Annotated in this window: 27 protein-coding genes and 2 pseudogenes; 14 read left to right on the top strand and 15 right to left on the bottom strand. The window is 38.9% G+C overall.

Going from position 1 to position 20327, the window contains the following annotated elements:
- Positions 1 to 30 precede the first annotated feature (30 nt).
- The 8 genes from SGI74_00445 to SGI74_00410 all read left to right on the top strand — a co-directional run bounded on the left by SGI74_00445 (position 31) and on the right by SGI74_00410 (position 5463).
- The gene (locus SGI74_00445; protein MDZ4675951.1) at positions 31 to 978 is read left to right on the top strand and encodes a fumarylacetoacetate hydrolase family protein; all 948 of its coding nucleotides are present in this window, start codon (positions 31 to 33) and stop codon (positions 976 to 978) included.
- Positions 975 to 1598 carry a maleylacetoacetate isomerase gene (gene maiA / locus SGI74_00440; protein MDZ4675950.1) on the top strand — a complete coding sequence of 208 codons (624 nt, stop codon included), beginning with the start codon at positions 975 to 977 and terminating at the stop codon, positions 1596 to 1598. Before SGI74_00445 ends, maiA begins: the two co-directional genes overlap by 4 nt.
- A gap of 38 nt (positions 1599 to 1636) precedes the next feature.
- Positions 1637 to 2509, top strand: coding sequence for an EamA family transporter (locus SGI74_00435; protein MDZ4675949.1), 873 nt, complete (start codon positions 1637 to 1639; stop codon positions 2507 to 2509).
- A gap of 132 nt (positions 2510 to 2641) precedes the next feature.
- Positions 2642 to 3031, top strand: a complete 390-nt coding sequence (locus SGI74_00430) for a hypothetical protein (protein ID MDZ4675948.1) — start codon at positions 2642 to 2644, stop codon at positions 3029 to 3031.
- Between the two features lie 68 nt (positions 3032 to 3099).
- Entirely contained in the window at positions 3100 to 3840 is a 741-nt protein-coding gene (locus SGI74_00425; GenBank protein MDZ4675947.1) for a response regulator transcription factor, read from the top strand.
- Between the two features lie 19 nt (positions 3841 to 3859).
- Positions 3860 to 4096, top strand: coding sequence for a hypothetical protein (locus SGI74_00420; GenBank protein ID MDZ4675946.1), 237 nt, complete (start codon positions 3860 to 3862; stop codon positions 4094 to 4096).
- Between the two features lie 42 nt (positions 4097 to 4138).
- A complete protein-coding gene (locus SGI74_00415; GenBank protein ID MDZ4675945.1) occupies positions 4139 to 4846 on the top strand; it encodes a response regulator transcription factor in 708 nt (235 codons plus the stop codon).
- Positions 4847 to 5007: 161 nt separating this feature from the next.
- Entirely contained in the window at positions 5008 to 5463 is a 456-nt protein-coding gene (locus tag SGI74_00410; GenBank protein MDZ4675944.1) for a hypothetical protein, read from the top strand.
- An 8-nt stretch (positions 5464 to 5471) separates the two neighbouring features.
- Here the strand turns inward: SGI74_00410 and SGI74_00405 are convergent, their stop codons facing one another.
- Entirely contained in the window at positions 5472 to 5696 is a 225-nt protein-coding gene (locus SGI74_00405; GenBank protein MDZ4675943.1) for a hypothetical protein, read from the bottom strand.
- A 94-nt stretch (positions 5697 to 5790) separates the two neighbouring features.
- A complete protein-coding gene (locus SGI74_00400) occupies positions 5791 to 7227 on the bottom strand; it encodes a hypothetical protein (protein ID MDZ4675942.1) in 1437 nt (478 codons plus the stop codon).
- Between the two features lie 147 nt (positions 7228 to 7374).
- Here SGI74_00400 and SGI74_00395 point away from each other — a divergent pair, with 147 nt between their 5' ends.
- Positions 7375 to 7902: an AP2 domain-containing protein gene (locus tag SGI74_00395; protein MDZ4675941.1), complete on the top strand. Its 528-nt coding sequence runs from the start codon at positions 7375 to 7377 to the stop codon at positions 7900 to 7902.
- 50 nt (positions 7903 to 7952) lie between these two features.
- Here the strand turns inward: SGI74_00395 and SGI74_00390 are convergent, their stop codons facing one another.
- The 11 genes and pseudogenes from SGI74_00390 to SGI74_00340 all read right to left on the bottom strand — a co-directional run bounded on the left by SGI74_00390 (position 7953) and on the right by SGI74_00340 (position 16603).
- Positions 7953 to 8588: a hemolysin III family protein gene (locus tag SGI74_00390; protein MDZ4675940.1), complete on the bottom strand. Its 636-nt coding sequence runs from the start codon at positions 8586 to 8588 to the stop codon at positions 7953 to 7955.
- 19 nt (positions 8589 to 8607) lie between these two features.
- A complete protein-coding gene (locus SGI74_00385) occupies positions 8608 to 8907 on the bottom strand; it encodes a hypothetical protein (protein MDZ4675939.1) in 300 nt (99 codons plus the stop codon).
- Positions 8908 to 9048: 141 nt separating this feature from the next.
- Positions 9049 to 10719, bottom strand: coding sequence for a hypothetical protein (locus SGI74_00380; protein ID MDZ4675938.1), 1671 nt, complete (start codon positions 10717 to 10719; stop codon positions 9049 to 9051).
- Positions 10706 to 11299 (bottom strand): annotated as a pseudogene (locus tag SGI74_00375) (DUF4423 domain-containing protein). The gene SGI74_00380 and the pseudogene SGI74_00375 overlap by 14 nt, the downstream one beginning before the upstream one ends.
- Before the next feature lie 708 nt (positions 11300 to 12007).
- Positions 12008 to 12418, bottom strand: coding sequence for a HEPN domain-containing protein (locus tag SGI74_00370; GenBank protein MDZ4675937.1), 411 nt, complete (start codon positions 12416 to 12418; stop codon positions 12008 to 12010).
- Positions 12411 to 12734 (bottom strand): nucleotidyltransferase domain-containing protein, encoded by a 324-nt coding sequence (locus SGI74_00365; GenBank protein MDZ4675936.1) that lies wholly within the window; start codon positions 12732 to 12734, stop codon positions 12411 to 12413. The genes SGI74_00370 and SGI74_00365 overlap by 8 nt, the downstream gene beginning before the upstream one ends.
- A 137-nt stretch (positions 12735 to 12871) precedes the next feature.
- The gene (locus SGI74_00360; GenBank protein MDZ4675935.1) at positions 12872 to 13978 is read right to left on the bottom strand and encodes a site-specific integrase; all 1107 of its coding nucleotides are present in this window, start codon (positions 13976 to 13978) and stop codon (positions 12872 to 12874) included.
- A 2-nt stretch (positions 13979 to 13980) separates the two neighbouring features.
- Positions 13981 to 14196, bottom strand: a complete 216-nt coding sequence (locus SGI74_00355) for a helix-turn-helix domain-containing protein (protein MDZ4675934.1) — start codon at positions 14194 to 14196, stop codon at positions 13981 to 13983.
- 102 nt (positions 14197 to 14298) lie between these two features.
- Positions 14299 to 14586 carry a hypothetical protein gene (locus SGI74_00350; GenBank protein ID MDZ4675933.1) on the bottom strand — a complete coding sequence of 96 codons (288 nt, stop codon included), beginning with the start codon at positions 14584 to 14586 and terminating at the stop codon, positions 14299 to 14301.
- 393 nt (positions 14587 to 14979) lie between these two features.
- A complete protein-coding gene (locus SGI74_00345) occupies positions 14980 to 15606 on the bottom strand; it encodes a relaxase/mobilization nuclease domain-containing protein (GenBank protein ID MDZ4675932.1) in 627 nt (208 codons plus the stop codon).
- Positions 15607 to 16141: 535 nt separating this feature from the next.
- Positions 16142 to 16603 (bottom strand): hypothetical protein, encoded by a 462-nt coding sequence (locus tag SGI74_00340; protein ID MDZ4675931.1) that lies wholly within the window; start codon positions 16601 to 16603, stop codon positions 16142 to 16144.
- Positions 16604 to 17017: 414 nt separating this feature from the next.
- On the opposite strand from SGI74_00340, the pseudogene SGI74_00335 reads away from it, so the two are divergent.
- The 4 genes and pseudogenes from SGI74_00335 (at position 17018) to SGI74_00320 (ending at position 18636) form a co-directional block, all read left to right on the top strand.
- Positions 17018 to 17233: pseudogene (locus tag SGI74_00335) on the top strand (winged helix-turn-helix domain-containing protein).
- A gap of 170 nt (positions 17234 to 17403) precedes the next feature.
- Positions 17404 to 17661 (top strand): hypothetical protein, encoded by a 258-nt coding sequence (locus SGI74_00330; GenBank protein ID MDZ4675930.1) that lies wholly within the window; start codon positions 17404 to 17406, stop codon positions 17659 to 17661.
- On the top strand, positions 17658 to 18059 hold the full coding sequence (locus SGI74_00325) for a type II toxin-antitoxin system VapC family toxin (protein MDZ4675929.1): 402 nt from the start codon (positions 17658 to 17660) through the stop codon (positions 18057 to 18059). The genes SGI74_00330 and SGI74_00325 overlap by 4 nt, the downstream gene beginning before the upstream one ends.
- Positions 18046 to 18636, top strand: a complete 591-nt coding sequence (locus tag SGI74_00320; protein ID MDZ4675928.1) for a hypothetical protein — start codon at positions 18046 to 18048, stop codon at positions 18634 to 18636. The genes SGI74_00325 and SGI74_00320 overlap by 14 nt, the downstream gene beginning before the upstream one ends.
- Positions 18637 to 18715: 79 nt before the next feature.
- Here the strand turns inward: SGI74_00320 and SGI74_00315 are convergent, their stop codons facing one another.
- Both SGI74_00315 and SGI74_00310 read right to left on the bottom strand, forming a co-directional pair.
- Positions 18716 to 19009: a helix-turn-helix transcriptional regulator gene (locus tag SGI74_00315; protein MDZ4675927.1), complete on the bottom strand. Its 294-nt coding sequence runs from the start codon at positions 19007 to 19009 to the stop codon at positions 18716 to 18718.
- Between the two features lie 269 nt (positions 19010 to 19278).
- Positions 19279 to 19713 (bottom strand): hypothetical protein, encoded by a 435-nt coding sequence (locus SGI74_00310; protein MDZ4675926.1) that lies wholly within the window; start codon positions 19711 to 19713, stop codon positions 19279 to 19281.
- 142 nt (positions 19714 to 19855) lie between these two features.
- On the opposite strand from SGI74_00310, the gene SGI74_00305 reads away from it, so the two are divergent.
- On the top strand, positions 19856 to 20239 hold the full coding sequence (locus SGI74_00305; GenBank protein MDZ4675925.1) for a hypothetical protein: 384 nt from the start codon (positions 19856 to 19858) through the stop codon (positions 20237 to 20239).
- Positions 20240 to 20327: the final 88 nt, after the last annotated feature.

The following is a 20327-nucleotide window of genomic DNA, read 5'->3' as shown; positions in this document are numbered from 1 at the left end:
TCGCTTTTTATTAAAACAAAGGAGTCCCCCGTGCAATTCGTATCGTTTCGTCAAAAAAACAATGAAAGCTATGGAATACTTGACGGTCTACAAATCTATGAGCTTAAAAATCAAGGATCATTGCCACATTCAATGCTCGCATTTCTTGAAAACTCTGAAGTAAATCTAAATGAGGCGACAAAGTTATTTACTCAAAATAAAACAAAGCTACCCAACTTTAAACTTGAGCAAGTTGAGCTTTTAGCTCCAGTACCAAAACCACCTTCGATGCGTGATGGCTATGCGTTTAGACAACATGTTCAAACTGCTAGGCGCAATCGCGGCTTAGAGATGCTCCCAGAGTTTGATCTATTTCCTGTGTTTTATTTTACGAATCATCAAACAGTGACGGGCCCCGGAAATGTTGAAGTTCAAAAATTACACCTTGATAAATTAGATTTTGAATTAGAAGTGGCAATTGTAATCGGGAAAAAGGGTAAAAACATTTCTCCTGCTAAAGCAGATGAATATATTTTTGGTTACACTATTATGAATGATTGGTCAGCGCGGGCTCTTCAAATGGAAGAAATGAAACTTAATCTTGGGCCAGCAAAAGGTAAAGATTTTGCCACTTCAATTGGACCAACGCTTATTACTCGACAGTCGCTTAAAAATTCGGGCAGCCTTCGCGAAACTGCAAATGGCGAAGTACTTGATGCCAGCATGAAAGCTTTTTTAAATGGCAAGCAATACTCTGAAGGAAATGTGAATCAAATGAATTGGACATTTGCACAAATCATTTCACGCGCAAGTTACGGAGTTACACTTTACCCCGGAGATGTCATTGGCTCTGGCACCGTTGGCACTGGTTGTTTTTTAGAACTTAACGGTTCAAAAATTACAAATAATCTTTGGTTAAAGCCCGATGATGAAATGGTACTGGAAGTAGAAGGCTTGGGACGACTTGAAAATAAAATAGTGCTTGTAGGTGAACAATGAACATAACACTTTATCACTACTGGCGATCAAGCTCGTCTTGGCGTGTGCGCTGGGCGCTTGATTACAAGAAAATAAAATACAAAGCGGTTCCAGTGGATCTACTTAATGGTGAAAGTGAAAGTGCAGCACATCTTTTAAGAAACCCTATGGGCTATGTGCCTGCATTAGAAGTTGATGGGAAATTTATAATTGAATCTCTTCCGATTATTGAATGGCTTGAAGAAACACACCAAAGCCCACCTTTGCTTCCTAAAAACACATTAGATCGTGCTCATGTGCGTGCCCTCGCTGAACTGATCAATGCGGGTATTCAGCCAGTTCAAAATCTAACGGTCTTAGATAAATATTCAGATGATCCAGAAAAAAGAAGTGAATGGGGTCAGTATTTTATTCGCCGAGGTTTTGTGGCTTATGAAAAGCTAGTTGAGAAATCAGCAGGCTTATATTCTTTCGGCGACGAAATATCACTTGCCGACATATGTTTAGTACCTCAAGTTTACAATGCCCATCGCCTCAATATGGCGCTACATGAATTTCCATTGATTCAAAAAATTAACACAAACGCTCTTAAATCGCCGTCGGGCCAAGCAAGTGCACCAGACAGTTTCAAACCAAACTAAGGACATATGAAGTTCTGTATTTTGAGTAGCATTATTACATGAGTGTTTTAGCACTCTATATCATCACAGTCGTAATTTGGGGCACTACGTGGCTTGCTATTAAGCAGCAAATTGGAATTGTTCCCCTTGAATTATCCATCGCGTACCGATTCATTTTTGCAAGCTTTCTACTACTACTTTATAGCTTGTATAAAAAAATAGATTTAAGACTATCACCTCGACAACATTTTAGTGTCCTCACTTTAGGGCTATTCATTTTTTGTCTGAATTACATTTGCACTTATTATGCTTCAAAATTTCTTGCAAGCGGTCTTGTTGCAGTGGTGTTTTCTATGGTCACAACTGTGAATGTGATAAATAGTCGAATATTTTTAGGCCATCGAGCAAGTCAACGACTTTTGGGTGGAGTGGTAATTGGGCTCATTGGTATTGTATTAGTATTTTATCAAGATCTTTTAAAACTTGACCCCAATGCACAAACCATCATGGGTCTTGCCTTTGCTTTTTTGGGAACCGTATTTGCCTCATTCGGAAACATTATTTCTTCTGTGAATCAAAAAAATGGAATTCAAATAATACCGGCAAATGTGTATGGAATGTTTTATGGCGGGGTTATTACACTTTGCATTGGTCTCTGCAAGGGCGACACGCTTATATTTGATACATCTATGTCGTATATTCTTTCGTTACTCTACCTCAGTGTATTCGGTTCAATTGTTGCTTTTGGTTCTTATTTCTCTTTAGTTAAACTCATCGGACCAACTCGCGCCTCATACTCTGCAGTTCTTTTTCCAATTGTAGCATTAATTTTATCGACGATATTTGAAAGCTATCAATGGCAATTAACATCACTTATTGGGGTTCTCGCAATTATCGCAGGAAATATTTTTGTTATGAAAAATAAAGTTTAATCCCTTACCTTAATCTAGATTTCATTGTTTTCATTAATTGTTGCCCTTAAACTTAGATTGCTTAATCTCACCTAAACAATCATCTCCGAACAGAGCTATAGGTAAGTAAATTAACATTACAAGGAGATAGCTATGTATAAATATTGTTTTAAAAAGGGCGCAAGCATCGTTGTATTCACGGCACTCATTGGCTGTGCAGCCAAGAGCACGGATGTAAATTCTTCGAGTTTTGCACTCGCATCACCCTCGGTTACCTCACCTACATCACCATACACCAACAACTCAAACACAGTTACTATCAACGGTGTTTGTGTAAATGGTTACAACGTTGTTCTTTCTGGTGATGTTACAGCCGGTGAAGTAATCACCCCATCAGGGGCACTTACAACCACATGCGCTAGCAGCGTATATCAATTTGTCGTTACTAAGGCCGCGCAAGGTACGATGAATTTATATTTGGTTCAAGTCGATGGACTAGGTGGAACTTCAGAAGCTGTACATTTTCGATGGATATATCAATAACACTGACATCATTCATCGCAACATTTTCTTCACTGTTTATATTTTAACAGTCTAATTAGAATGGATTTATGGAAAAAATATTGATTATCGAAGATTATGATGAACTTGCGCTAGCCTTCAAAGAAGCGCTAGTTCAGTATGACATTAAAATTGCTGCAAACCTTCAAGACGCCAGACAAGCACTTGAAAGTGAGGTATTTGATCTCATCATCATGGACATCACACTCCCCGATGGAAGCGGGCTTCAATTTTATGCTGAAATTGGTGCAAATCCTAAAATCAAAAAAACTTCTGTTCTATTTATTACAGGCCGAAATGATATTGGCGACAAACTGATTGCCTTTTCTTTGGGTGCAGATGACTTCATTGTCAAACCCATTGATTTGCGCGAACTTAGAGCAAGAATTGATAGTAAACTTAAAAACAAAAGCCTAAAGGTGATGCATAATCCCGTTTTACGTAAAGGCATTTTAACTATCAATAAAGATTCTCAACAGGCATATCTGAATATTGAAAACAAAGAAACACTCCTAGACTTCACACCTTTTGCATTACGCATTCTTACTTTTTTTGTAGAACATGAAAACATTGTATTCTCTAGAGACCTACTCCTAGAAAGACTTTGGGGGGGAGCAACACATGTATTTAACCGAACAATTGATGCCCACATTTGCAAAATTCGAAAAAAATTAGCAAATTCAGGTTACAGCATTCAATCAATTGATGGAGAAGGTTATGTGTTTCGCAAATCTTCAAAGTATGAAGATAAAAATAATACCACCGACGATCAGTCCAATCGTGTTGCGTAACTGACTTATAGGGCCTGAGATGAAACCGACACAATCATCGCCAGAAAGAGAATTCTTACACGCGGTAGCTAGTCCATTGGCAGCTGCGCTATTTCTAATTGATATAATCTTAGAGAATGCGTCGAATCAAAATGACGCCGCGACATCAGTACAAATTCAGCGACTGAAAAAATCATTAAACACCATCACTCTACTGCTTCAGGAGCGTCGCAACTGTCTTATCGAACAAGGTAATGCAAAAGCAGCAAATGAATAATTTAGACTTGCGCACACCATAACTAGCTGTAAAGCTTAATACATGCTCAACATTCTACTCATTGACGATAGCTCTGAAATGACGCATCTTATACCTGAAATTTTAGATTCATTTCAGGTAGAGACTGCAGTTTGCATAGAAGATGGAAAAATTCTGCTTTCGAAAAAAAATTTCGATCTCATTTTATTAGACATCTTTCTACCCGATGGAAACGGGCTGCGATTTCTAAAAGATTTGCGTAGTGATTATAAATTATCTGCACTACCAGTAATTTTAATTTCAGGCGATACAAGTACCGAGAATAAGTTAGAGGCATGGAGATTACTTGCTGATGATTTTATTGAAAAGCCGTTCTCACTTGGTGAATTCAAAGCACGCATCGAGGCCAAAATTAAATTACGCCACCAAATAAAAACGGCTGGTCCAACTTGCAATATCGGAGATCTGTATTTTCAATTGCAATCCAACCAATTAAATATCAATTCTTCAACCGGTGAATTTCAAATAAAAATAAGTCCCACTGAGTTTAAAACTTTGCTTTATTTGGCTCAATTTCAAAATTTTGTTAAAACGCGAAAAGAAATTCGCCTTGCAGTTTGGGGAATACATACCCATGTTTTAGATCGTACAATTGATGCACATATTTGCAAATTACGAAAAAAGATAAAGCCATCTCAATATGAAATTCTTCCTGCCTCTGGTACTGGCTATAAACTCAGTTTAAAAATTCCTACTAATATTCAAAACTAAATCCCTTCACTGACCCGATCTTTAGTTTATAATTAAGAAATTGTCACATTGTTGCCCAATTGTGATTTATCGTTAACATTTCATGCACTTTCAAAAAACTATGATTGCTGCATTGTAAAAATATTGCAATGCGTTAATATAGATTATGAGGTGTGTGAGTTATGGCAACAATTTATAAGACATTGGTTGGTATTTTATGTGTCGCTTTAGTTGGGTGCGCAAAAGAAGAAGAGGAAAAACCAGTAATAGAAGCTGATTTTAAACTCTATGTTGAAGAATTCGCCCATCAAGCCAAGCAAAGAAACGTCGCTGTAGCCACCCTAAGCCTCACAGTGAAGTTCGACGACGCTATGACAAGTGAAGTGGGTCATTGCAAAGTTAATAGCACCCTAGCCAAGGTAACAATTAAGCGTCAAGCTTGGGCAACAATGTCAACATTTGATCGAGAAGCATTAATCTTTCACGAACTCGGACATTGTCTACTACGCAGACCTCATCTCGCTGAACTTAACGCCGACGGAAAAGCAAAAAGCATAATGTACCCATCAACAATGTCGGGCACTTATTATTCTGCTGAAAAAGAAATTTTGGTAAATGAACTTTTTACGGGCAAGTAAGCTGATATTTATTTGAACAATAAAAACAATTCCTTAATTTGAGCATTGAGACTCTTAATACCATTGTCAACCACATCTAACTTCGCAATTAATTTTTTATCATGAATTTGTAATTTAAGAATTTCAACAGAAAGCACAATAGGGCCTAAAATATTATTAATATCATGAGAAATTTTAAGCGCTTTTTCTTGAATGTTTATATCTTCTTGAATTTCATTTGGCTTAATTTCCATATACATGCAGTGGAGTGCGAATCGCAAGATCTATCAATAATTTCTGTTTATATTAAAAAGACATAAGCTTTACTAAACCATTACCACACCTTACTTACCGTTCGTTAATAGACCCAAATATCGCAGCTTGGATTTGTATGTGCAAATCAGCCCACTCCTCATTTGTCATAGTAATAGGCGACCCTTGAATTTCATTATGTTGAGGTAAGCGTATAGAATTTAAATTTGGAAATAAGTGTATTTCAGGAATATCGCCTTTGCGATTTTCCATCTTAAATAAACCTCCTCTAACAAAATTTCGTAATACATTATGGCCTTTTGCGTTTGTTAAATATCGGTTTATGATTTTTTCACCCAATGCCAATAGCAGCATTTGATCGTGCAACATATTTCCCTCGATAAAAATCATTCCGCCACTATCTATGGAAACACCTTTGATCCAGACGAACCGAAAGAAGTTGTCGCTATTTACCAATGCAAATGGATTTGAATTAAATCTCTCAATGTCTGGAATAATTTTCTTAAGAACGCCTAAAGATTTTTTCATTGTGGCACTATGCAAGTTGAGTCGAAATTTGATTAAATCTGTAAGCCTTATTGGTAACAATATATTAAATTGATATGCGCTCACTTTATTTTTTTCGTAGTCTTTAATTAATGTGTCTACTCTATTTTCATAGAGAGTTAATTCCTTTATTTGAGATGTGTTCAAATCCCAATGGGCAAGTAGGTTTGCCACACGCTTACGACCAGCCTCAAATTCGATGATTGGTTTTTGCATGTCAGAGATATCACTTTTAAGTTCAATCCCCTGCTTACGCAAAATTTGGGCGTGACTTGATTCAGTTTCTTTTCCGTGGCTACGAAGCAAAATAATTGCCTCACCGTTTTTTACATATCCCACCACTTCATTATCTCGAAAATAATACTTCGTATTTCCAAATGTTTCGACGTATCGATTAGATACTCTAACCAAGTGATCTTCTGTTACACGACCAAATGATTCAAACTTTTGAACTAAGGGCACCTCATCAATTTTACTTTGTATTATTTTTTCACTGACATTGCTTTTTATTTTTGCAAGCTGAGTTTTAATTTTAAAAAACTGTTTAACATCAAGCACCACTACATATTGATTATCTAAAGTCACACCCTCTTCAATTACTGATTGATTTTGAATTAGTTTTAAAAATTCAGAGCGCAGTTTTTCTGTTTTAAAAAGTAAAACAAAATAATCCCCCTTAAGAAAAACTACAAGATTATGCCACGACTCCACAGGAGCCTTGGTTGGAATCACCTGCACTGAATCAGAAATTTTTGCTTGAATAATTTTACAGGGATAATCAAATTCAATATTTACTTTAGCTGGTTGCACATTAAGCGTGATGTTTGGTGTGTATACATAAGGCAAACGTATTTCTAAAGCCTGTTTGATATTGTGAATTGTTGATAAGTTTTGCTCACAAAACAAGTTTATCGCCTGAACAGGCAGCGAAGTAAAAATAGCCATAATTAAAAGATAAGTTTTCAATGCGGCCTCGCGTTATTCAAATAAGATTCCACAGTGGTTTTATCGGCTTATTACGAAATTAGAATGAGATTCTGATGATGTTTTAAAACCAGACGAAAGACTAAAGTTACGCCATTGAGTGTGACGAAAATATGCCGATAAGTAGTCATGAAACAAAAAACCTGGCGTTATGTGTCTTTATCACCAACACTCAAAATGAAAATTGATAGCGAAGATTTCAAACGCGTGAGTGAACATAAATGGAGAGCCACCAAAGGCACCACTGGCCGCTTACGTGTTGTTACTTCAATACGCGAAAAAAACAAAAACAGAACTATCACTCTTGGCAAATTCTTAATGAAACCACCAAAAGGAAAACAGGTTTACCCAAGGCGATTTAATGCAGAACTTGATTATCGAAAAGGAAATCTCATCGTCTGCACCCTAAAAGAGCGCCAACAAACACTACCAAAAAATAGAAAACGCGGAAGTTCGATTTTTCGTGGTGTTTCTTTTATCAAAGCTATTAAAAAATGGCGCGCAGGTATTGAGGTAAATGGTCGCGCTATTAATTTAGGAAATTTTAAAAAAGAAGATGATGCAGCCCTTGCCTACAATGCCGCAGCTAAAAAACATTTCGGTTCAAATGCATATGTGAATCGAATCGATAGAAAACTACATAAACGTCGCGATTAACAACCGACCTTCACGAGTCATATCCATAAGTCATCATCAAGAAACTATCTTTAATTTATCAATCGATAAACAACGATGAAATGAAGTATCACTCCAATAATCGTAAAAAGATGAAAGAGTTCATGGTAGCCAAAAACACCGGGCACGAAGTTTGGTTTTTTCATCGCATAAAAAACGGCACCAACCGTATAAACCACACCACCTGATGCGACCAGCAACATATTGTTGATTCCAAGCGTGAGTTGCATTTCATGAAAATAAGGAATCGCAATCCAACCCATGATTACATAAAAAAGAGCTGTAAACCATTTAGGAGCTTTGATCCAAAATATTGACTGTATGATTCCAAGCAAAGCTGCTGACCAAATCACAATGAGCAACTGACTCCCGTCCTTTTCAGAAAGAGCTAAAAGACAAATCGGTGTAAAGGTGCCCGCAATTAATAAAAAAATAGCTGAGTGATCAAAACGCTTCATCAACGCGCGTCCCTTAGGATTCCAATGTGGGCGGTGATAAACAGTACTGATACCAAAAAGTAATAAAAGACAAAGTGAGTAGATAAGACTTGCGAGGAGTGATGTCTGATTTGATGACTTTGCAATCAAGAGCACACAAGCACCAAGTGCAACAAAAAATGCTTCTTGGTGAAGGTAACCTCGAAGAAGTGGTTTTTTGGAATGCATCATGTAAAACTCAACATTTCCTCTACTTTTCCTGTTTGCAGGTAATTTTGTCGTCTATACATAACAGTAAACCTGATTTGTCTGAACAAGTTTTCTTAACTATTGTGCGTGCATCTTTTTCTGTTTCGCCCCACTCTGAATACTGCCCGCCGCCCACTGTAGCTTTAATGTCGCAAATGTAGCCGGGTTCTTTGCGTTGCTTAACACCATCAGATCCGATAGAGAGTTGAATTGGCTTTGTGCCAAACGGACTGATTATTTGAGCTTGTGCAAAGCTTGGGTTGATGAAAATTAAAAGTGCTAACGCCGTGAATAGATTCATATACTTCCCCATATTCAGAAATGTAAATCGGCAATATTTCAAATAAACATTAATTATATTTTGTACCAGATAAAATAAAAAGCCACCTCAACGTATGCAAGAGGTGGCTTTTTTGTAACTCTCTCTAAGATAGAGTTGAGCTTACTTCAAAATCAACTTAAGCCTATTAGCTAAATCTGTTGGAAATTTTTTACTGATATAATCATAAGGTCTTTTACCATCAGTATCTTTAATATTTTTATCAGCACCATTTTTAATCAACGCTTCAGCTGCGCGTACGAGATTCTCAGAAGTTTTACGAGCAATTACATCTTCGTTTTCACCTGATCGTCTCCATCTCAAATACTTAAGAATTTCATCAATGCGATTAGTCCATTGTATTAACACAATAAGAGCGGTTTCTTTTTTATTTATAGAGGCAAAGGTACCCGAAAGCGCATTCAAATTTATTCCAGGAATACCTGCAAGATATTCTAATATTTGAAACTGTGGGTCAGAAACAACAGAGAGTACAGTAAGCGGATGATCATCTTGGAGCCCACATAGTAGATTAGGATTAGATCCTTGAGAAATAAAATGGTTAATCAGTTTTTTTCGAACCAGTAACATATCTTCAGGTATTACTCTCCACTGATAGAAATGACCAAAGTCATCGCGATGACCCGGGGTAACAGACTTACAAAGAGCCTCGCTATTATTTGATACATCAACATTTATTGAAATTAAATATTCGACTATTTTGTACTGAGCCCGATTAAGTGCAATTTGAAGTGTGTTGTCGTAGCGGTCAACATAACCGTTGATATCAAAACCCATGCGTACAAGACGTTTAAAAATATTTAAATTATGATCAATAATGGCCCAATCTTCTGCTGATGCAACTGAAGCGCCAGAATCAAGCAGAAGATTTGCAATATCCTCTACCCATTGTTGGGGAATAGGAAATGACCAACCATCCCAAATATATCTACTACTTTCAATTAATAAGTAAGAGAGCGGTGTACTTAATCCATCAGAGGTAAGATCCTCAGTATTCAAGTCTGCGCATGCATCAATGTAATTTTTAATTTCTGATAAACTTTGGCGCTGCTTAATCGCATCTAGCAATGCCTTTCTCATCGACATCTTAAAAGTTGCCGGCAAAGTAGAGCAATCCAAGCCTTTCGCTAGGGGCGTTGAAACTTTGATAAAGTTAATAAGCTCTTTAGATGGATTCATCGAAGTGATCTCGCCTACAATTCTACGGGTTAAAAGCGAATTAATATCAAAGTTTTTTAATCGACGAACGGCGTACACCCCCTCATGTAAAATGAGTGCCGCTTGATCTTCTTTGGAAAGTGAAGCGTGTAGATTTTTTTGTACTAAAACTTGCCCATCTCTTTTAAAATTAACAACTTGTTCGTAATTTATTTTACCACCTAAGCAAGAGTCTTTACGGGGTTTAATTCTGTAAAGGGAATCATCAATAACTTCTAATTCTTGATCAGTAAATCGTACGACATTACTTGGGGTAAGATAATATATTTTCTCAAGTGCTAATGAAACGTCATTTGAAAACTCTAAATCCATTTTACCCAGTGCTTTTAAATAATCCCTGACTAACTCTTGCACTGATTTACCACCAGCTTTTAAAGGAGTAAGGCCAAATTCATTCTCTGCTTCAAACGTATCAATTAAACGGCTCCAGCGAATTTCACCTGAGGGTTCTCGGCAAACCCAGGATCCTCCGCCATTACCCACATCGCGTGCTGCATGAGAGAGACTGGCAATCAAAAGTAAAACCAGAAAAAGCAGAACATTAATTTGTTTCATTAGGGCCTCCATTTTTATTTGTTAATTCAAAAAATTGTATTCCGAGTGCATACACAGCGTCTTTATCATCAACTAACAAGCATAATTCTTTAGTTATTAGTTTTTTAAATTCACGAATCATTTTTTTAGCTTTTGGCAAATCTGATTTTTTTACACCCAAGGTGAGTGTTGTGATTTCTCGATCTTCAACAGACTGAAGATGCTGGGCTTCTTTTGCCTTATTTAGAATTTGTTCATGAAATTCTTTAATTGATTTTGAAGGGATATCACTGGTTGTAAACGAATCAGCTGTTGTAGCCACTAGCGTGTTATTTTTTTCTTCAAGTAAACCCACTTTAATTAACCTTTGCACTGCGGCCGCCACTACTTTTTCAGAAATGCCTAATTGCTGGCCAATCCATTTATTTGATTTTTTGAATTGTTTAAGTGTGGTTAATTCTAAAATTGCAAAGTGATGCCAATCTGAAATCACTTTAAATTTATCTGAATCGACAAATTCTAATAAATTAACTTTACTCGAAAATAATTTTTTAAGCTTATCTTTGGCTGATATTCTAAGTCTTTTATTACGAGAATGCTTACTTTCAACGAGTAATTAAAAGTACTCACGCTCAACTTCAGATAAACCTAAAGCTGACGCAATTTTTGAACTTGTTTGTGGCGAGATGCCATACCGACCATTTAAAACATCTGAAAGCTGTGAAGGCGAAATTCCTAAATCTCGTGAGTAGGCTCTTAAAGAATAACGCGGATTGCGAGCGCTTCTGCGTTCGTACTCAGTTGTTATGATGTCTCTAAAATCTTGAACCTCTTTCAGGGGGGCTCCTTTGCTTTCGCAAAAGGAGGTATAGGCTGGGGGTGCAGAGGTGTCAATAATTCACCGTACAAACTGTACGGTGAGATACAGTTTTTGGTCTGAAAAAATTTGGTAGATCGGCGGCGGGACCAGGATCAATTTAAGCTTTTTAGCTTCTCCGTCCATCCAGGCAAATGGGACGAGTTTAGCGCTTGGAGTTGGTCAAATATCGGTTAAATTTCTCTGTTTAACACTTTTATCCAACTTTAGTTATCGGCTTTGGCAAAACGCCCAAGTCCTTACGAGCCTTATATAAATCAACCGACTTCTGTGCATTCAACCAAAAATCCGCCGAAGTTCGCAAAGCTGCTCCAAGTTTTAAAGCCATTTCTGCTGTAACGATGGTGCGTTCATTAACGATTCAGTTGATCACCTTAACATCACAACCTATAACTCGAGGCATCGAGTCTGCATTCCATCAAAAAATCGCATCTACTCATGACAGCGTTTAGATAATTCATTGAAACACTTTTGAGCCAAGTCTCTAGCATCGAGTACTTCAGATTTGGTGAGCGGAGGTAGCTCTGGAACAGCATCTGGATATCGATAGGCCACCGCAAAATCTGTAATTTTATCTAGCAAGGTTTTGTTTAAAATAATAAAGTCGAGCGATTCATCAATTGACACAGCTTTTTCAGCAAGCGGTCGAAGATCATGAATTTTCTTTGAGCGAATAAGGTTATGAACCAGAAAACCTTTTATGGATTTTTCAATGCTTTGCTGGCAGTGAAAAGCACAGCTTTCAAGAACGTCGCTATCTGCTCCATCTAAAAGAAATTTAATAACTTTGAGGTCTTGATTGGCTTTTTTAAACCAAGCGCCTGCGGTACTAGACTTAGACAATGTCTAGCTCCCGGCCCTCTGTCATAACTCGCTCGGGGATGGAGTCGAATTGTTCTTTTTGTAGATCAAATTCTTGCTGAGTGAAAACAAAGACATCTACAGATGCCGAAATTCCCCACATAGCTTCACGAGCTTTGAGGTTTCTCTCACGCATATTCACGTCAGAATGGTCCACAACAACAATGATATCGTAATCACTATCGACAGAATGCGTACCAGAAGCACGAGAGCCCCAAAGAAATATTTTTTGAGGTTTAAAAACCTTGCTCAGGCGCTCACGAATTTGGTCCAAGAGAAGGTCTTTAGTTTCAGTCATTTTTATTTTATATCACAATGATGAATAAGGATAAAGGTGTGAACTTGTGAAAAATGGCGGGGTGTACGTATAGGAGCTAACCCCGCGAATTTACATGTTTCGACCCCTATAAGTGTAGCCAGCTATAGTACGATTAATCATTTACCAAGTCTTAAGTTCAAGTCAATCACTTCGGCAAGTCCTTCAGGCGGTAAGCTAAAAGTTAACTTTTCCGTTGCGCCATCAAGATCACTGCCGATGATCCTTAAGTAAACGTTTGTGGTCTTTAATTCAGTATGACCAACAATGGACATTACCTGGGCTAATGGAACTCCCTTCAAAAGTATCTGCGTTATGAAGGTAGCTCTTAGATCGTGAAACTTGACCGGCGTGATGCCAATGGATTTACAAAAGGCCCTAAGAACTTTGGCTTGTTCACCATGACTCCATTCTTGGAGATGCGGGAGAACAAACTCTTGATCCTTTGGACTCTTAAGATGCATTTCCTTAAGCAGCCGTTCAAGCTCTTTAGAAATCGGAACAGTTCTGTTTCGATTTGACTTTGTAGAACCAAAGCCAGCCTTGCTGCACCAACTTTGAGAAACACAGATTCGTCGATTTTCAAAATCGATGTCATTCCATCTCAGCGCATAAAGTTCACCAGATCTCATTCCCGTAAACAAAGCCAGCGCCCATATTTCAAAGAATCTATGGTTTGTTAGCTTTGCCTCGCGAAGAAGAATATTAGCTTCATTGAAGTTGAGCGCCACTTGCTTTGTGTCGGGTACCTTCACTCTAATTTTCACAGCTGGATTATGCTCAAGTAATCTATCTTCAATCGCCATATTGAAAATGCGCTTTAGCATTTTCAATATATGTTTTCGAGAATTTGGTTTTGCCTCTTCGAGCCGATTGAAAACAAGATCATGGACATCTGAATTTGTAATAGAGCGAATATCTCGCTCTTTCCAAATAGGATGAACCCATTTCTTGAGTTGCAAATCATAACTGAGAATTGTTGAAGGTCGCATTTCTGTTTTCATGCGATCTACACAAAGCTTATGCCACTCTTCCCAAGTGTATTCTGGATTTTCTCGTTTGTCGCAAAGTTCACGTTTAAGCTCAAATTCTTGAAGCTCAGCGGCCCTTCGAGATTTCAATCCACGTTTTCTCACTTGGCGGCGTCCGCAATGAGGTGAACGAACAGTGACATAGACTTCAAACAGCTTGTTTCCATTTTTATCTAGATACATTTTAACTGCCATAATCAGACTCCTTTTCTCAAAAGAGCCTGTCGCAATTCCTCAAGCCGAAATCTCAAGCGTCGCCCAAATTTGTACGCTTTTATTTGTCCGCGATGTACGCAGATTCTTAAAGCGTTTGCAGAAATACTTAAATATTGGGCGGCTTGTTCGGTTGAGAGCCACTCACAGGGTATTCGATTATCAAAGAACATTGGATTCGCATCTATAGTGGTACTCATAAAACACCCACTTTGTAAATGCTTGATCCGCCTTTATAGCGGTAGGATAAGCAAAGGTAATACATGCCGCGGAGGATAATCCGTAGGCGAAATTAGAAACTTTTAAAGATCAATGTCAGGACCTGAAAAACCGCGGCCCCTACTGCGATTCTTTTGTTTTTCAAATTCACGCTTCTTTTTCTTTAATTCTTGTTCACGTTTTCTTTCCTCTTCTTTAAGTTCTTCGTGCTGATGTTTGACATCATCAAAGGGTTTCAACGCTTCTTTGATGACTTCAAGACCTGATCCAGCTCGAATTGGCTCCGTTTGTCTAGTCGTGGAAGAAACTTCTCCTTGAACACTACCCAATTGTGAGCGTTTTCCGTTTTTTCCGAGAACAAATTCTCCCATGCGGAGTATGCGCTCAAAGTGAGTGGGGGCGAAAGAATCCCCGCTACTAGAATTATGCCCAAGATTTTGCCTACGAAGAACTTCATTTGTGTCGTGATTGCTTCGCTCATGTCTGACATTTTGCCCCTGAAGATCCTTGCCTCTGAATTCATCACTTGGATTGCCTTTGACAGCTCCGTCATTTGACCTGTGGCTTCGTCCGCCATGTAAGCCATCGTTCGCACTAAGGGGAGTAATTGTTCGCTCAGATCGTTTACTTGTTTGGGCACTGCTTCCCTCAATGCTTGCGCTTTCTCGGCTACTGCCTTTAGTGTGAGCGCTAGCTGATCGTTGCTTAATTGATTCATGGTCCCTGTCTTTGTCATAATTTACTCCTTTGCCTAAAATTGATTTCTATGTGAATCCTTTTCCTAAGTCTGATCCTTTCATTCGCTCTCCTTCATAAATGAAACTGATTCCTGTAACTGTTCCTGTCTTGGCCACATTGGGAACACTTTCGATACCGACAGCATTAAGTCTTGAAAAAAACTCTGAGACAGTTGGTTTGCCCTCAAGTGCTGCACCAACGAAACTCTGAAGTTGCATTTTCGCACTGGGTGTTTGTTCTCTCAGTGCTTTATGCAACTCACCAGTGGTAGGAGCCCTTGTTTCAATTTCACGACTTGAAATGACTTGAGTAAGTCCATATTCTTTTTCAATCGACCTAACAGTCTCCTCACTTCTTTTATAATCATGACTGTCACTCACAACACTTCCATCTAGCCTCACTCGTGAAGCAAGAATGTGAATGTGTGAGTGTTCGGTATCTTGATGTTTGACGGCCACAAATTGTGATCCGTCAAAACCCATATGACTCATGTATTTATTTGCTACCTCCTTCCATTGTTGATCATTTAAGTTCTCTCCTGGCGGCAGAGAAAGACTGGAGTGATACACAACACGGTTAAGATTTGGCCTAAGCTCTCTGCTCAACTTAAATTCAGCAGACAACTCTTTAGGAGTTTCTCCTGCTCTCTCCATTAAAGTACCCTTCGATAGTTTCGGTTCAGGGATCGTGGCCAAAATGCTTGAGTGTGTAACTAGCGACCGTTTCGAGCAAAGAGTTTCACCCGATGAGACTAAACGGCTTTTAGAATTCATTGTTACAAACGCAGACATTATTAAGCCCGTTGAAAATGAAACGTGCTTGGTTCACTCTGACTGCAATCAGAAAAATATTCTAGCCGCAAGGAAAAGAAATCGATGGATGGTGTCAGGAGTCTTGGACTGGGAGTTTGCGTTTTCAGGAAGCCCCCTTATGGATTTTGGGAACTTTTTCCGATTTGAAAACGAGATGCCATGTGGATATTCGCCCGCACTAACAGATGCCTACACAAAAGCAGGCGGGAAACTACCGCCAACCTGGAGGAAAATCTCCAAGTTTCTTGATCTGATAAATATGGTAATGTTTCTCTCCGACGAAAACGAAAGACCCAAAGCTTTTGCAACAGCCAGGCAAGTTATCTTAAAGACTCTTGAGAGTTGGCCCTCGCTCTGAATTGCCCCCATCTATTGTTTAGGTAGAGAACTTCGCAAGAACCGTTCTTCTGAGCTTTGGCCCACCGATTACTTTTCCAGTTCCTCGACAGGTTGGGCATTCCATAGTGTGTTCTTTTGAAAGAGCAACAGCCACAGACATTCTGATAATTTCCCCTTTGTCCTTTTCTCTCGCTAAATCCTTTTGAATTCCGCTGTCGGATCTAAAGGAGAACACCTTGCTCTTATTACCTTTGCCCTTTTTCCTTGATGCGGAAGAGGATCCCTTGCCAACACCGCTATATATGATCGTCTCCCCCTCACAAGTCGGGCAATCAATGAGAAGCTTACCTTCAAAAATCTTTAAAAGAGCATTTCGAATGAACTCTCCTCGATTCTCCTCAACCTTCCCTAGTAAATCCGCAAGGGCGTCGCTTTCCTTAACGCGAAAACTCTCCCAATGTTCACCCAGTTCCCAATCTTCATTTTTTGGCTTTGGCATCGACTTACTCCATAACAGGTTTAAGTATAAGTGATACAATGTAACACTAAGACTGTCAAAGATTTTATTCTACGTTGTAATACAAGACTAAGCCTAAGACTTAGGGCTTTTAAACGTTAAGCGCCCGCTGCTACGTCCGATTGATTTTCTGATTTCATCACATGACAAGAGCTCTGACACACCAAGCATGGATAGCTCATGGGTCGTATCACGTTTTTTTGATCTCTTTTATGAGATTTCAATTTCATTTTTCAATTTTAGTAATTTCTTTTTTTATTTTTGGTGATACAATGTATCACGATAATAAGGAATGAAGATGGAAGAGGGAGAAGAGTTGGAGATGATCTTTGCTTCGATTAAAGAATGCCTGCCTCAAGGTTGGATTCAATTAAGTGAAGAGTTAAAACTGTCACGGAATATGAATTGCTCAAGGTCCTTATTCAACATGCAGGCAAGGTGGTTACACAACGACAGCTTCTCAAAGAGGTGTGGGGTGGAAACGCCGTAGAACACACCCATTATCTCAGAATTTATATTGGGCACCTCAGACAAAAAATTGAAACGACCCCTGACGCCAAGAAACTCATTATCACCGAATCGGGTGTGGGCTATCGACTAGCAATCGAGTAGCTATGTAATAAATGTTCGAACTCATTAATTATTTCTTGACCCTGTAGTTACCCACAGGATTTATAGTGGTACTTATGAAGTCGTTTATTCTTTGTAAAAACAGCCGGTTAGATTCATCTATTGATTTGTAATACGATTTGTGTTACTCTGTAGTACAGATAGGAGTACAAATGGCTAAAAATTTAAGTATTCGAAAAGTACCCCCTGAATTGGAAAGAGCGATCCAGCAGGAGGCTAAAAAGCATAAGACAACAAAAACTGAGGTCGTTCTAAAGGCATTAAAAGAGGCTTTCCATTTGGAGAAGGCGGCTGCCAAAGTTCAGCGAGATATCCGCAAGTTCTTTGGGAAAATGACGCCACAGGAATATCAAGAATTTCAAAAAAACACCCACGATTTTTCAACCATTGATGTGGAGATGTGGAAGTGAAACTCGTTCTTGATACCAATGCTTACTGTTTGTGTGATGTGAATCAAGAGCGAGCGCTAGAGTTAGTTGAACGAGCCACCTCACTTTTTTTACCCTCTATTGTTTACGGAGAATTGTACTACGGGTTTCGGCATGGGAAACGATTCGAGACAAACTTGAAACGACTTGATCAATTTGCCGAAGAATACGATGTTCAGATTATTCCGGTAGATCTTGATGTCGCCAGGAAGTTTGGAGACATTTTTGCCTCACTCAGAAAGAAAGGCAACCCCATTCCAACAAATGATATCTGGATTGCAGCTTGCTGTATGTCAGTTGGAGGAACTCTTTTGACGTCTGATAACCACTTTAAATATGTCGAACAGATCCAAATCGAATTCGTAGATGGTCCAAAATAGAAAAATAAATCCAGATGCTATCGAAACTAGATTACGCCGCCACTTGGCGGTCAAAACCAAGTCGACCAGTAGCAAAATTTTGGCTCACTTCTATTCTTGGCAAGAGCGTCATCTCCAGCCGGTAATAGTTGTTGAGAACATTGGAAAAATTGCCGGAGTCCAACAGCTCATTAACGACGCAAGCCGCCTTCACTATTTTGAACCCAAGCTTTGTTACGATAATGCATTGACACTTACAGTTTCGAGTCTTGGCGGGATAGAGGCTTGTTATGTTGAAGGTTTTGTTGTCATCAATGGGCGTCGGCTAGTTCCTCACGCTTGGAATTCTATTGGGGATAGGCACTTTGATTATACAAGAGAATTGGTCGATAATATTCTTATCCACCTTGGGAAACCCTTGGCAACGTGGCAATACTTCAAAGTGATCGAACTACCATTTCGTGACCTGCATCCCTATACCAAATCCTGTAAAGTACCGATTCAGATTCCTCATTTTCGGAGGCAGAATCGCCTACAGCCATCAAATTCCAAGGTTCTCTGGCGAGCTCTCCGGGACGGAAGTGAGCACCTTTCCTAAAGCGACGCAAAACGAACTGGTTTGCAGTCCCTAATTGTAAAAATCCTAATTTAAAGGTATCAACTCGATTAATTTATTCTCAAGTTCCGAACAGTTCATCAACTTGTTCATTGACAGCATCTTGAAAAATTTTTTTGATTTCTTTTTTATTCAAACCTAATTCCTGAATCAAAATTTTCAAGATATTCTCAGGGCACCCGATTTTTCCTTTTTCTATGTGACCCAGAAATTGAGGGCTTACTTTTAATTTCTTTGCCAACCGTGTTTGCGCCAGTCCGAGGTGGCACCGATACTTTCTTATTTGCTTTCCGATTTCCACTTTTTTGATATTTAGAAGGTTCATACATCTCACTTTCAGAAAATAATTGGTCATTTTCCAAAGAATATTTAAGACGTCCCATTAGATAGGCTAGTGCGAGGCCATCAAGAAAACCGAATAACTTTAAATTCGCAGCGTGCGGAACTCTGTCCGAAATACCTCGAAGTTCTCCTACCATCAACGCCTCCAAGAAATCTTTTGTTCGAAATGGCTCAAAATTAATTCCAAAAAGATTTATCCCAGCATTTCGTTTATCAATCGTTCGCAATCGTTGAGCCAAGGAACCAGATGGCTTCTTTTCATGCCATTGACTGCCGATTTGTTCATTTTTTATATTTCTCCTTTAACATCTGAAGTAATTCTTGTTTCCCTGCTGATTTGATCAACTCATAAAATTGAGCGGTGGCTCTCTCTTGGGAGTCAGGTAAACAGGGCATAAAATATCGAATCGCCTCTCTTGCTCTTTCCTCCTGATCCTCTTCTGATTCCCCTTTAACATGCGGTAAAAAAATCGTCGCTGTATTGGTTGCGTAGATGTTCTCAATCTCAACCCTTTTAATATCGGGAATAAAATCGACGCGGATTTTTTCAATTCCAAAAAATCCAAACCCACCATTTTTGGAGCGGCCAAACCGTTCCGACAAATACCTTGGCAATAGCTCCAAGACATCTGCAGCTTCTTCGTAGCTCCCAAATATCGACCGGAGTTCCTGACGTGAAAGTCCGCCTATGGGCTTTCTCTTTTTAACCTTGCGCAAAGTAACCTCCTTCAGCTGTATGTGTAGTATAGTGCTATTATTTTACAGTCAATATACAAGTTAATAGCATATGCTATTCTTTGGTATATCAAAGTTTTAGACTTGGGATAAGTGCCATGATAAGCGTTTGACAGAGGTGAAAATGGCATCCCCAAAAAACAAGTCGAGCGAAACCAGCCGCTATGGTGAGGAATGGCGACTTTTTTTGCGAGATATTCTGCGAAGCAAAATCCGCACGCGTGAGGCGAGAGAACAACTTGCAAAGAAAATGGGTACTTCTATCCATTATGTGAATTCCATGCTCTACCGGCTTGATGGCGGGTTAGATGCTTGGGCCACGGCTGTCTCTGTTTCTTTTGACCTGAAACCAAAAGACCTCAAAGATTTCTTTGTCCTATTAAAAACGATTATTAGAAAAAATTCGCCGATTAGCGAAGCGGACAAAATCTGGTCTCGCCTTGATGAACATTTGAATGAGAACGAAAAGCACTATTGGATCACCTTACTTCAAGCCCTCTATTATTGATCAACAGAATTCAAAATTCCTAATGTCGATGGACCCTGCCCTTGCATTTAACAAATCAAAATACGGTGATCAATACGACGAATTTGCT

This window comes from Oligoflexia bacterium, from assembly GCA_034439615.1.
Taxonomy (GTDB): Bacteria; Bdellovibrionota; Bdellovibrionia; order JABDDW01; family JABDDW01; genus JAWXAT01.
This window is presented reverse-complemented; position numbering and strand designations above follow the sequence as displayed.

Excerpts from the sequence above, each read along its gene's own strand:
- SGI74_00305 (MDZ4675925.1), top strand. The coding sequence starts at position 19,856 with ATGGCATCCCCAAAAAACAAGTCGAGCGAAACCAGCCGCTATGGTGAG.
- SGI74_00435 (MDZ4675949.1), top strand. The coding sequence starts at position 1,637 with ATGAGTGTTTTAGCACTCTATATCATCACAGTCGTAATTTGGGGCACT.
- SGI74_00420 (MDZ4675946.1), top strand. The coding sequence starts at position 3,860 with ATGAAACCGACACAATCATCGCCAGAAAGAGAATTCTTACACGCGGTA.
- SGI74_00425 (MDZ4675947.1), top strand. The coding sequence starts at position 3,100 with ATGGAAAAAATATTGATTATCGAAGATTATGATGAACTTGCGCTAGCC.
- SGI74_00390 (MDZ4675940.1), bottom strand. The coding sequence starts at position 8,588 with ATGATGCATTCCAAAAAACCACTTCTTCGAGGTTACCTTCACCAAGAA.
- SGI74_00380 (MDZ4675938.1), bottom strand. The coding sequence starts at position 10,719 with ATGAAACAAATTAATGTTCTGCTTTTTCTGGTTTTACTTTTGATTGCC.
- SGI74_00410 (MDZ4675944.1), top strand. The coding sequence starts at position 5,008 with ATGGCAACAATTTATAAGACATTGGTTGGTATTTTATGTGTCGCTTTA.
- SGI74_00365 (MDZ4675936.1), bottom strand. The coding sequence starts at position 12,734 with ATGACTGAAACTAAAGACCTTCTCTTGGACCAAATTCGTGAGCGCCTG.
- SGI74_00345 (MDZ4675932.1), bottom strand. The coding sequence starts at position 15,606 with ATGGAGAGAGCAGGAGAAACTCCTAAAGAGTTGTCTGCTGAATTTAAG.
- SGI74_00360 (MDZ4675935.1), bottom strand. The coding sequence starts at position 13,978 with ATGGCAGTTAAAATGTATCTAGATAAAAATGGAAACAAGCTGTTTGAA.
- SGI74_00315 (MDZ4675927.1), bottom strand. The coding sequence starts at position 19,009 with ATGACCAATTATTTTCTGAAAGTGAGATGTATGAACCTTCTAAATATC.
- SGI74_00355 (MDZ4675934.1), bottom strand. The coding sequence starts at position 14,196 with ATGAGTACCACTATAGATGCGAATCCAATGTTCTTTGATAATCGAATA.
- SGI74_00340 (MDZ4675931.1), bottom strand. The coding sequence starts at position 16,603 with ATGCCAAAGCCAAAAAATGAAGATTGGGAACTGGGTGAACATTGGGAG.
- SGI74_00430 (MDZ4675948.1), top strand. The coding sequence starts at position 2,642 with ATGTATAAATATTGTTTTAAAAAGGGCGCAAGCATCGTTGTATTCACG.
- SGI74_00350 (MDZ4675933.1), bottom strand. The coding sequence starts at position 14,586 with ATGGGAGAATTTGTTCTCGGAAAAAACGGAAAACGCTCACAATTGGGT.
- SGI74_00405 (MDZ4675943.1), bottom strand. The coding sequence starts at position 5,696 with ATGGAAATTAAGCCAAATGAAATTCAAGAAGATATAAACATTCAAGAA.
- SGI74_00395 (MDZ4675941.1), top strand. The coding sequence starts at position 7,375 with ATGAAACAAAAAACCTGGCGTTATGTGTCTTTATCACCAACACTCAAA.
- SGI74_00385 (MDZ4675939.1), bottom strand. The coding sequence starts at position 8,907 with ATGAATCTATTCACGGCGTTAGCACTTTTAATTTTCATCAACCCAAGC.
- SGI74_00320 (MDZ4675928.1), top strand. The coding sequence starts at position 18,046 with ATGGTCCAAAATAGAAAAATAAATCCAGATGCTATCGAAACTAGATTA.
- SGI74_00330 (MDZ4675930.1), top strand. The coding sequence starts at position 17,404 with ATGGCTAAAAATTTAAGTATTCGAAAAGTACCCCCTGAATTGGAAAGA.
- maiA (MDZ4675950.1), top strand. The coding sequence starts at position 975 with ATGAACATAACACTTTATCACTACTGGCGATCAAGCTCGTCTTGGCGT.
- SGI74_00415 (MDZ4675945.1), top strand. The coding sequence starts at position 4,139 with ATGCTCAACATTCTACTCATTGACGATAGCTCTGAAATGACGCATCTT.